Source organism: Verrucomicrobiia bacterium, assembly GCA_035574275.1.
GTDB lineage: Bacteria > Zixibacteria > MSB-5A5 > DSPP01 > DSPP01 > DSPP01.
Window position 1 is genome coordinate 1 of the sequence record DATLYY010000001.1, and the last position, 10,412, is coordinate 10,412.

Annotated in this window: 11 protein-coding genes, 2 tRNA genes and 1 riboswitch; of the genes, 7 read left to right on the forward strand and 6 right to left on the reverse strand. The window is 53.3% G+C overall.

The genetic code is table 11. The annotated features are described in order from the left end of the window. Positions 1–558, reverse strand: a 558-nt coding sequence (locus VNL73_00005; protein HXF47796.1) for a hypothetical protein, incomplete at its 3' end; no start/stop codon positions are given. Positions 559–793: 235 nt separating this feature from the next. Between VNL73_00005 and VNL73_00010 the strand changes: the two genes are divergently transcribed. From VNL73_00010 to VNL73_00020, 3 genes are all read left to right on the forward strand, one after another. Then, positions 794–1,426 carry a fatty acid hydroxylase gene (locus VNL73_00010; GenBank protein ID HXF47797.1) on the forward strand — a complete coding sequence of 211 codons (633 nt, stop codon included), beginning with the start codon at positions 794–796 and terminating at the stop codon, positions 1,424–1,426. After that, the gene (locus VNL73_00015; GenBank protein HXF47798.1) at positions 1,426–2,652 is read left to right on the forward strand and encodes a DEAD/DEAH box helicase; all 1,227 of its coding nucleotides are present in this window, start codon (positions 1,426–1,428) and stop codon (positions 2,650–2,652) included. The genes VNL73_00010 and VNL73_00015 overlap by 1 nt, the downstream gene beginning before the upstream one ends. A 62-nt stretch (positions 2,653–2,714) precedes the next feature. Continuing rightward, a riboswitch (TPP riboswitch) is annotated at positions 2,715–2,814 on the forward strand. Between the two features lie 73 nt (positions 2,815–2,887). After that, positions 2,888–3,745, forward strand: a complete 858-nt coding sequence (locus VNL73_00020; protein HXF47799.1) for a sulfide-dependent adenosine diphosphate thiazole synthase — start codon at positions 2,888–2,890, stop codon at positions 3,743–3,745. Between the two features lie 111 nt (positions 3,746–3,856). Here the strand turns inward: VNL73_00020 and VNL73_00025 are convergent, their stop codons facing one another. From VNL73_00025 to VNL73_00040, 4 genes are all read right to left on the reverse strand, one after another. After that, positions 3,857–4,654, reverse strand: a complete 798-nt coding sequence (locus VNL73_00025; GenBank protein HXF47800.1) for a carboxypeptidase regulatory-like domain-containing protein — start codon at positions 4,652–4,654, stop codon at positions 3,857–3,859. Positions 4,655–4,708: 54 nt separating this feature from the next. Continuing rightward, on the reverse strand, positions 4,709–5,188 hold the full coding sequence (locus tag VNL73_00030) for a DUF1203 domain-containing protein (GenBank protein HXF47801.1): 480 nt from the start codon (positions 5,186–5,188) through the stop codon (positions 4,709–4,711). A 31-nt stretch (positions 5,189–5,219) separates the two neighbouring features. Further along, a complete protein-coding gene (locus VNL73_00035) occupies positions 5,220–6,074 on the reverse strand; it encodes a hypothetical protein (GenBank protein ID HXF47802.1) in 855 nt (284 codons plus the stop codon). A gap of 91 nt (positions 6,075–6,165) precedes the next feature. Continuing rightward, complete coding sequence (locus VNL73_00040; protein ID HXF47803.1) at positions 6,166–7,050, reverse strand: methylated-DNA--[protein]-cysteine S-methyltransferase; 885 nt, start codon at positions 7,048–7,050, stop codon at positions 6,166–6,168. Between the two features lie 194 nt (positions 7,051–7,244). Here VNL73_00040 and VNL73_00045 point away from each other — a divergent pair, with 194 nt between their 5' ends. After that, a complete protein-coding gene (locus VNL73_00045) occupies positions 7,245–7,889 on the forward strand; it encodes an LON peptidase substrate-binding domain-containing protein (GenBank protein ID HXF47804.1) in 645 nt (214 codons plus the stop codon). 49 nt (positions 7,890–7,938) lie between these two features. Here the strand turns inward: VNL73_00045 and VNL73_00050 are convergent, their stop codons facing one another. After that, positions 7,939–8,742 carry a hypothetical protein gene (locus VNL73_00050; GenBank protein HXF47805.1) on the reverse strand — a complete coding sequence of 268 codons (804 nt, stop codon included), beginning with the start codon at positions 8,740–8,742 and terminating at the stop codon, positions 7,939–7,941. A gap of 287 nt (positions 8,743–9,029) precedes the next feature. Here VNL73_00050 and VNL73_00055 point away from each other — a divergent pair. From VNL73_00055 to VNL73_00065, 3 genes are all read left to right on the forward strand, one after another. Continuing rightward, positions 9,030–9,101: transfer RNA gene (locus VNL73_00055), tRNA-Lys, on the forward strand. A gap of 57 nt (positions 9,102–9,158) precedes the next feature. Further along, positions 9,159–9,231, forward strand: a tRNA-Lys gene (locus VNL73_00060). Next, positions 9,224–10,261: a tyrosine-type recombinase/integrase gene (locus VNL73_00065; protein HXF47806.1), complete on the forward strand. Its 1,038-nt coding sequence runs from the start codon at positions 9,224–9,226 to the stop codon at positions 10,259–10,261. Before VNL73_00060 ends, VNL73_00065 begins: the two co-directional genes overlap by 8 nt. Positions 10,262–10,412 lie beyond the last annotated feature (151 nt).

The following is a 10,412-nucleotide window of genomic DNA, read 5'->3' on the forward strand; positions in this document are numbered from 1 at the left end:
GGCCGCCGTATCCTGCGAAGCCTGGCCAAAGATATCGGTCGCCGGTTTCGGCTTGGGTTTGGCCTCCGCCGGTTTTTCGGTTTGCAGCGCCCGGTCAATGCGGTCGACAATCCCCTGCAGGTTCTCGGCCGGTTCCAAAAGCTTGAACTCCAACTGGGCGGTCTGGCCGATCAGGGCGGTCGCGCGGGCCCGATCGGTGATGCCGGGAAGTTCCACCACAATCCGGTCCTGCCCCTGTTTTTGAATCAAGGGTTCGGCCACGCCGAACTTGTCCACCCGGTTGCGGATGATTTCCAAGGCCCGGTCGACCGCATCGCCCGCTTCTGCGGGGGAAAGCTTGGATTTGTCCACCTCCATAACCACGCGCATGCCGCCGCGCAAGTCCAGCCCCAGTTTGATCGCCTTTCGTTCGGTGTTGATGTAGTCCGGATCGGCCGCCAGTTTCTGTTTTTCCTCCGGCGACATGGTCCAAACCTTGACGGTGGGATAAAGCGAAAAAAGCGCCGCCACCGTCAAAACGGCGGTCAAGACGAGCATCCACATGTACCGGCCGCGCATCTATCGGCTCCGTTTGCCCGGGAGGTGCGACGTTTCTTTTTTCAAAAACATAAGCTGGCAATATACAATGCAAAATAAATTGGTCAATTAAAACCTTTGCCGAATTGGCCGATATAGAGTATATTGGCGATTGTTGGGAGGGGAGAGCCCCTCCATAGGATTACTGGCAATTAAAAAATCCCACCGGCCCCTGCCGCTTCGGCCTGTGCCCGAGCGGGATTGAGAGGAGGCCGGTTTGGCCAGCATCGTTTTCGGAGCGGCGGTTTTTGCCGCCGCCGTTGTGTACGCTTCATTTTTCGAATGGACCCTGCACCGTTTTTTGCTGCATCGCCCGCTGCCGTTTTTCGACTACCCGTTCCGCACGCACACCCTGACCCATCATCACATCTTCAACGCCTTCGAGGGGTATCACCTGCAGGAAGAGGCGCACAAGGACAAGGTGACCTTCAGTTGGTGGAATGCACCGGTTTTAATCGGCTTGCACCTGCCGGTTTTGTATTTTCTGCAAAAAGCGGCCGATTTTCCCGTTTTCTGGCCCGGCTTGACGGCGTTGGCCGTCTATTACACGGCGTATGAGACCCTGCATTGGCTGATGCATGTTCCGGGAGAGCGCTGGATTGAGAAAACAACCGCCTTTCGCTTTCTGGACCGGCATCACCGGCTGCACCATCTTTTCCAGTACAAAAACTTCAATGTGGTGCTGCCTTTGGCGGACGTGATTTTACGGTCGCGCATCGGCAAGCGGGAGGATGCCTATATTCGGAGGAAACCCCACGGTGGGGACCTAACCTTGAATAAACCGGGTGTTCCGACGAATGTTGTTTCGCAGAAAAACGAGGCCTCCATCGCTGAAGCGGGGAAGTCCTGATGCCTTTTGACGCGCTCGGTCTCTCCCCCAAATTTGCTCCGCTTTATAAAAAATACAACTTTGCCCAACCGACCCCCATTCAAGCCCAGGCAATACCGGCGGTACTCTCCGGCCGGGACGTCATCGCCTCGGCCGAAACCGGCTCCGGCAAAACGGCCGCCTTTCTTTTGCCCATCATTACCAAACTTTTGGATGAGAAGAAAACCGGCGGCACCCGCGTTCTGGTTTTGGTTCCGACCCGGGAGCTGGCCCTGCAGGTGGACACGGTCGCCAAGCAATTCTGCAAGCCGCTCGGAATTTCCTCCTTTCCGGTGTACGGGGGGGTCGGCTATGTTCCGCAGGAGGAGGCCTTGAAGGGGGGAGTGGATATCATTATCGCGACGCCGGGGCGGCTTTTGGACCACCACCAACAGCACCACACCCGGTTCGACAAGCTTTCTTTTCTCGTTCTGGACGAAGCCGACCGGATGCTGGATATGGGATTTTATCCGGACGTGCGGAGAATTGTTTCCGCCCTGCCGAAGAAACGGCAGACGCTGCTTTTTTCCGCCACTATTTCGGACGGGGTCGCCCGTTTGGCCCATCAGCTATTGACCGACCCCGTGCGGGTCTCCGCCCAGCACGAACAGCCGACCGTTCTGCCGGTCGGCATCACCCACGCCATCTATCCCGTGCGACAGGAGCGGAAGACCGATTTGCTTCTGCATCTTTTGGCACAGGCGAAGATGCCCTCCGTTTTGATTTTCACCCGCACCAAGCACCGCGCCGAGCGGCTGGCCCGGCGGCTTTTGCAGGAAGGATACGGCGTCGGGCTTTTGCACGGCGACCGGACACAGGGGCAGCGGGTGGCCGCCCTCGAGGGTTTCCGCCGGGGGAAATTTCAGCTTTTGGTGGCCACCGATATTGCCGCCCGGGGTTTGGACGTGGAAAAAATCTCCCACGTCATCAACTACGACCTCCCCGCCACGCCGGAGGATTACATCCACCGCGTAGGCCGCACCGCCCGGATGCAAACCAAGGGAGACGCTTTCAGTTTGGTTTCACTGCAAGAGTTGGGACAGCTTTCCGACATCGAGATGGCTCTTGGAGAAGCGCTCCCACGGGTGATTCTGCCGGATTTTGACGGTGGGGAGATGGCCTTTGTTTCCCGCTTGAAAAAGGAACCCCCCAAAAGCCAGGAACCTTTCGGACGGGTCAACCGGCCCCGGCCGCGCCGTTTGCGATAATTTCAACCTCGTGTCAAGTCCGGCCAAATAGGGCTTGACCTTTTCTTCCAAATCGGGTAAAATATTAAGGACAGGGGTGGCCCGGGAGAAATCAGGCCTGAGATATACCCTTAGAACCTGATCTGGGTAATGCCAGCGTAGGGATGAAGCCGCACCTCCAAGTTGGGCCAACCAGATTGGGGGTGCGGTTTTGTCATCGGAAATGAAAACGAAACCCAATAAAGGAGGAACAGATATGAACCGTTTTGCCCCCGTCTCCGAAGGCCAGGTAACAAAGGCCATCGTGGACAAATGGTATGCCGAATTCACCGACCACATCCATACCGACGTCATCATCATCGGCGCCGGGCCTTCCGGATTGGTCGCCGGCCGGCGGCTGGCCCAGGCCGGCAAAAAAGTCCTAATCGTCGAGGCGAACAATTACCTCGGCGGCGGCTTCTGGATTGGCGGCTACTTTATGAACGGCGTCACCGTGCGCCGTCCGGCCCAAAGGATTCTGGACGAAATCGGCTGCCCGTATGAAGAAGCGACCGAAGGGCTTTACATCGCCTCCGGCCCGCACGCCTGCTCCAAGCTGATTGCTTCGGCCTGCGACGCGGGAGTCAAAATCATCAACTTGACCAAGTTTGATGACGTGGTGCTGCGCGAAAATAACCGCGTCGCCGGGGCGGTCATCAACTGGACGCCTGTGTATGCCCTGCCGCGGGCCATCACCTGCGTGGACCCGGTGGCGCTCGAATCCGAGTTGGTCATCGATGCCTCCGGGCACGATGCCGTGGTTGTTGAATCCTTGGCCAAGCGGGGCATCATCACCAACAAGACCTATTCCGGAATGTGGGTGGAAAAATCGGAGGACTTGGTGGTGGAAAACACCGTGGAAGTTCATCCCGGTTTGATTGTCTCCGGCGTGGCGGTTTGCACCGTGTTTCAGGTGCCGCGGATGGGCCCGACCTTCGGCGCGATGCTTCTTTCCGGCGAGCGGGCGGCGGAAATCGCCCTGCAGAAGCTGGGCACCAAAAAACACGCCATGAACGGCAACGGCCACAAAGCCAATGGCAAGAAGACTGCCAAAGGCAAACTGGTCGGCGTTTAGTTTTTCATCCCTCTCCGTGTCGGAGAGGGAGCAAGGGAGAGGTCAAAAAAGAGGCGGCTCGCAAGAGCCGCCTCTTTAAATCTGCAGATGAATCCCATTGGGCAATTTTAGCTAATAAGACCGATTCCCACTGGGGAGGATGAGAGTGTCACCTTCGACAGCTTTTTCTTCCATATAAATAATGCCTGTTTCAAAAATACGGTCATCTTCAACTTTCACATTTTTAATTAACTGTTTCACAAATGATGGCCCATAGCTAATTTCAAGCTGATAGGTTCCGGGAGGAAGGTTCAAAATTAGAAAATTGCCTTTGATATCGGTTATGGCACTCAGCTTTGTTGATGTTCCATCGTAAAGAAATAAATGGATTCGCGCTCCGATTACTGGTTCCTTCGTTTTTTTCTCCAAAACTTGACCTCTGACTTGGCGACCACGTTTATATTGGCTACTTTGCGTGCTATCAAAATAAAAACCGGAAGAGAGAGGAAAAGGCCCCAATAATATATCCCCTTGGTTTAAAGGCATAGTTTTTTTCAATTGCCGAAAAGCTACATTTTCATTCGGCAGGATTTTGATAGGCTCCATTGCCAAATAACCGTATGAAAAACCGGTAACAATGCCGTCGGTAATCTTAATATTCTTGATTTCTTTTGTTTCATAATTGGGATGGAAAATCACAACGTCATAGGAATCTGGGGGTATGTTTACAATTGAGAAATTACCCTCAAAATCGGTAGCGGTTTGATAATTGGTTGCTTGTCCACTTTTCATAAGTTGAACTTTGGCTCCAGCTATTACTGTTGCCGTTACTCGGTCGGTTACATGACCCCTGAGTTCGTTGGTAAGGCCAGAAGAAACGAGCGTTGGGAGGATCACAAAACTTATGAGCATTATCAGAAGCTTCTTCATAATATCCTCTATATGAATATACGGAAGTAAGCGGCGAAATGTGAGTAGGCGCATTTACGCCCGTTCGATTTTGCAGATAAAACAGCCGGCTTCGGCGTTGCGGGCGTGGAGGAATTCCACGTTGGGGTTTTCCTCGAAAATTTGGACGATAAGCTCGTCCACGTCGGCATCTCCCACCAATTTGGTGAACACCATCTGCTGGTCGCGGCTGTAGCCAATCAGGGTAAGCGGGAAGTTTTCCGGGTCGGCTTTTATGGCCGGGGGAAAGCGGTGGATATCGCCGTACGGCTCCACCTCCTTGGCGTGGATGAAGATGGGGCCGTTTTGGTTGTAGGCGTTCTGTTTTTCGAACGGCGAATGGCTGAAAACCAAACGCCGGTCGGTTCCCGGCACAAAAGGAGAGAGGGAAACCCTGCAAGGACCATACCCGGTGGCCAGTTGTTCCATCACCTCATTGCCGAACTGGTCTTTTTTTGACTTGCGAATCCGGTCGGCAAATTCTTTCGATAGGGGTACGATTTTGAATTTGATCATAATTTTTTCTCTTATTTTTGTAGTTAGCGAATCATCTCGGTCCCGCCACGATAAAATAAAACGGAGCATCGTTAAAAGCTTGGGAATCATTACGAGTTTCCACGATAAAGGATGTTGCTGTCGCTGAGTGAGTAGCGATCGTACCGGGTCCTCCAACTGCCAGCGATTTGGAAACAACGGGGGTGGGAACCCCGGAAAAAGGTGTCGTAAACGAGATGACGTATATTCCGGGGTTCGGTCTAAAAACAGTAAAGCCCGAACCGGCATCGATAGTGCCGGAATCGGAAACAGACCCCCGGATAATTCTTAGATTTTCATCGCCGCCGGCTGCAAACCATTGTCCCGCGTTTCCAATTTTAACATTTCCCCTCACATCCAGCAGCTCCGAGGGAGTGGTTGTGCCGATGCCGACATTGCCGGTTGTAGACAGATTGCCGCCGATGGCCACATCGCCGCTTACGGACCCACCAGTTGCTCCCTGTATGGTGCCGACGTAATTGGAGCGGATTGAAATCAAAGCGAAGGGAGTGCTGGTAAGCCGAGTACGGGGGGACATTTCCGGATCGGAACCGACAGCAGTACCTAAATAGAATACGGGGGAAAATCCTATAAAAACGGAGGCATCCAGCGGAAAGAGATTCCCCAACAAAACGTTATAAAGGCCATTTGTCGTGGTGACGGTCTGGGTTTCATCCCAGAGCAAAGACCCCGCTGTTGAATCCGTGTAAATTCTGAATGTGACGGTATACGAGCCGTCCGGCACCGGGTTTCCAGTGGAATCACGCAAAATCCCTTGAAAATTGACCAAAGCCGGTACCGCTGCCGAAGCCGTTGAACCGAGAATTAAAGATATTCCCAACAGGCAAGCGAGCTTAAATTGTCTCATCGAGGTCTCCTTTTTTTTGAACAGGTTAATCCTTCATTCAGAAAAAAGTAACTACGAAGGAGAGTAAGTCAAGCATTTTTAGCAGGGGGGACTATAATCCAGAGGCCGATTGAACGGCCCCCGTTTTGGCCGCCTCCCAGACCAGCATCGCCTTCTTACGCGGCACGCCCCAGCGGTAGTTGCCAAAGGCGCCGATTTTCTGGATGACCCGGTGGCAAGGGATTAAATAGGCAACGTAATTATTGGCCACGGCGGAGCCGACGGCGCGGGAGGCGGTCGGTTTGCCAATCCGGGCGGCGATTTCCTCATAGGAGGCCACGCATCCGGCCGGGATTTTCAAGAGCGCCTCCCAGACCTTTATCTGAAAGTTGGTGCCTTTCAAGAAAAGTTTCAAAGCCGTTCCGTTTCGCTTTGCGCCGCCGAAGATTTTCTCCAAATAGGAAGCGGTTGCCTTCCGGTTTTCGGTAATCTGGGCATTGGGCCAGTTGGCGCAGAGATACTGCAGCGCCTTCTTCGAGTTACCGTCTTCAATGAACGACAGCCCGCAGATACCCCGCTCGGTTACGGCCAATAGGCACTCGCCAAAGGGGGAGGGGTGAATGCCATAGGAAATCTTCAAACCGGTCCCTTTTTGCTTGAATTCTCCCGGCGTTACCGCTTCAATATTCACAAATAAATCATGCAGCCGCCCGGGGCTGGAAAGGCCGGCTTCGTAGGTGGCGTCCAGCACGCTTTTGGACTCTTCCAAAAGCTTTTTGGCATAGTCGAGGGTCAAAAACTGCATAAACTTCTTGGGGCTGACCCCCGCCCAGCGGGTGAAAATCCGCTGGAAATGAAATTCGCTCAAATGAACGCTTTGGGCAATTTCCTTTAAGTCCGGCTGACGGTGGTAGTTTTCTTCCAGATACAGGATGGCCCGCTCCATCCGTTTGTAATCTTCCGAGAGCCGGGGGTAGCCATTTGTCATAGTTTCCATACCCTTTCCTTTCGGTAATATACGCTCCAATTTTTCCGATTCATAGAACATACGGCAGTAAAGGAAAGATTTTGGGAGAAGCAAACAACCCGAATCTTGCTGACCTTTGCAGGGGTTTGCCTGCCCGGCCGGAGGTTAATCAAGCCCCTACGGAAGGCATCTTACAGCGTATAATATAGTAGGGTGATAAGAGGGTGAAATACAAAAGGGTGCTTCTGCCGATTTTTCCGCTAAAGACCGTCCTTTTTCCGGGGATGCCGCTGCCTTTGCGCATCTTTGAACCGCGGTACAAAAAAATGGTAGGGGAGTGTTTGGCGGGGAGCGGAAACTTTGGTGTGGTTTTAATCAAGGAAGGGGAGGAGGCCGGGCCGTCCGCGGCGCCGTTCGAAGTCGGCACGGAGGCCAAAATCATCAAGGCGGAACGGCTGGATGACGGGCAGCTTTTTATCATAGTTTCGGGCCAAAGGCGCTTCAAAATCGTCAAACTGCTGGAGCCCGAGCCGTACCTTTCCGCCGAGGTGGTTTTTTTGCCGGAGCTGGAGGGGGACCGGAATGCCGCCCTTTTGACCGACCAGATTTTGCGGCTGGTGCTTTCCGATTTTGTCCAGCTCGCTTCCATATTCACGCTGGAGCCGGTCTATCCCTTCCGCTTTCCGAGCGACCCGGCCCGGTTTTCGTTTCTGGCCTCCCATCTTTTGAGCGCGCCGATGACCACCAAACAGCAGCTTTTGGAATCGGAAACGGTGGAAGACCGTCTCAAGCTGGCGCGCAAGCTGTTCGTGGAGGAGCGCACCCGCTTCATTCAGGAAGAAATTCCCAAGGCCTTTCCGGAGAATTAAAAAAGCCCCGTCCGGTTGGTTCGAACGGGGCTTTGAAAGTTCTTTTTTATTAATTCGAGGTTGAAACCTCTTTTTTGGTCTCGAAGGTGGGCGGGGTCAATTCCGTTTCCGGAACCGTCACGGTCATCGGCTTGTTCAAATTGAAAGTCAAGGTCAACCCGGCCGGGTAAACCAAATTCTCCCGTCCCGTGGCGGCCGCCGCACCGGTGCCCGCCGCCGCGCCGGCCACGGCGCCGATGGCAGCCCCCTTTTTCTTGCCGATGATTCCGCCGATGATGGCGCCGGCCGCTGCGCCGCCGCCAATCATACCTACTTCACGCCCCGTGTGGGATTTTCCTTTCTTGTAAATGGAGTCCACTTCCACCTCGTAGGTTTTTCCCTTCGGGGTGGTGATTTCGGTTACCACAAAGCCAATCTCCGGCGAGGTTTTGAGCGTGCCGCCCTTCACCAGCTTGGTGATGACGCCCGAGCAGGTGGAACCGGCCGGAATCAAAACCTTCCCTTCCATTTCCACCGGCTCGGCCAAAACGCCGGTAAACAAGTCCCCTTCCTGGTTTTCGTTGGTTTGGAGCGTGTCGTTCAAGGTGACCTTGAGCGGCGTGCCGGAAGGAATGGTCACCTTCACCATCTTCGGTTTGGGCGGCGTTTTCTTTTTAACCGGCGCCGGCTCGGTTTTGGTTTCCGCCGGCTTGGTCTCTGTGGTCGTGGCTGTCTGGTCGGTGCTCTGGCCGAACGACTCATCCATGGTCTGGGTCGTTTCCGTCCCGGCTTGCTGTTCTTCGTTTTTCTTGCCGCAGCCGAAAACCAAAAAGGCCGCCAGCATCAAAACCGCAAAAAGTTTCATCCTTTTCATATTCCCTCCTTTATACTTTCTTATACCGCCCAAATCTTCGGGCGTAGCTGAAAATACGCCTTTTTACGGCGCTCCCGCAAGCAAAATCGGATGCCTAATTAGTATCGGCAGCCCAATGGATTATGTGGAGGATGAAAAAATTTCGATTTGCATGGCAAACGAAACCAGTTGACGCTTTTCGGTTGATTTCTATATTCGGTTAGTCCCTCCCGCGTCCGTGGAAAGCGTGCCCGGGTCGGCGTTTGTTGAAAACCCTTGCAGGCGGGAAGTTTTTCCCGTTTACAACTGGGGGTGTAGCTCAGTGGTAGAGCATCTGCCTTTTAAGCAGGAGGTCGGTGGTTCGATCCCACCCACCCTCAGATGATACCGAGATTGGAGATTAGAGATTAGAGACTAAAAACCAATCCAAAAATTTTGCGCCATTAGCTCAGTTGGTAGAGCAGCTGACTCTTAATCAGCGGGTCGGAGGTTCGAGTCCTCCATGGCGCATTTTTTAGCCCCCGGCGTGCAGTTCAATATTCACCCACACAACGAGTTAGGCGACAACGACGTCTTTTACTTTGACCAGAGGAGGAGCCAAAAAATGTCGCCTGATTTCTTTGCGGAACTTTTGAGAGATGCCGATACAACCGATATGCGTTTTCATGACTTGGCTGAGCAGTTCTACTACGACTGCAAGGTCCGAAATTTATCCCCCAATACCCTGCGGGGGTACGGAGAGCGCTTGATGAACTTTTACTTATTTCTAAAAGTGCGCAAAATTCGACTGGAGGGAGTCAACCGTGCCGTAATTCAGGATTACATCATGTCCTTGAAGGATCGAGTCTCCGACCATACCGTGAATGGCCGACTGCGTGTTCTTCGCGTATTCTTCCGGTTCTTGGCCCGGGAAGGGTTGTCGTCCAACGGCAATCCGATGGACAAAGTTTCCCTAATAAAAACGGAAAACACACTAAAGCCAATTCTCATGCCGGAACAGATCGAGCAGCTCCTCTCCGTCCCAAATAAACGGATTTTTACGGGCTACCGGAACTTTGCCATTCTCTTGGTATTTTGGGATTCGCTCATTCGTCTCTCGGAACTTACCAATCTTAAAATCGCCGATGTTGACCTCAAACAGGGACTACTCAAGGTATACGGCAAGGGGCGCAAGGAACGGGTGGTCCCGGTAGGAACGAAAACGGTCCGGGCTTTACACTTGTACTGGGTCAAATACCGCCAGCGCATTCCCGGAGAGCTCTTTTTCTGTCAAAAATCCGGTCGAATGCTTGAGCGGCGCAATGTAGAAAGAATACTTACCCGGATTGGCGAGCGAGTTAAATTGCACGTAACTCCCCATCTCATACGTCACAGCGCCGCCACTTGGTGGATTAAGCAGGGGGCCCAGCCCATGTATCTCCAAAATTTGATGGGTCACACGTCCATGTCCGTGACCCAGCGTTACGTGCATTTGGCGAGCGTGGACGATCTGAAAAAGCACCATCAAAAGTTCTCCCTGGCAGACAGCTTGAGGATATAAACGGACCAATCAGAGGCATTCTACGGGCCGATTGTTTAAGCGTTTTTGTAGGCAGAGTGGCGCAAGTTCGAGGATTTTTGGCATTCGCAGTGTGGTTGGCCAAAAACGCCCGCAATAGAAGCCCGTAGGGCCGTGATCTGTGAGCCGTTCG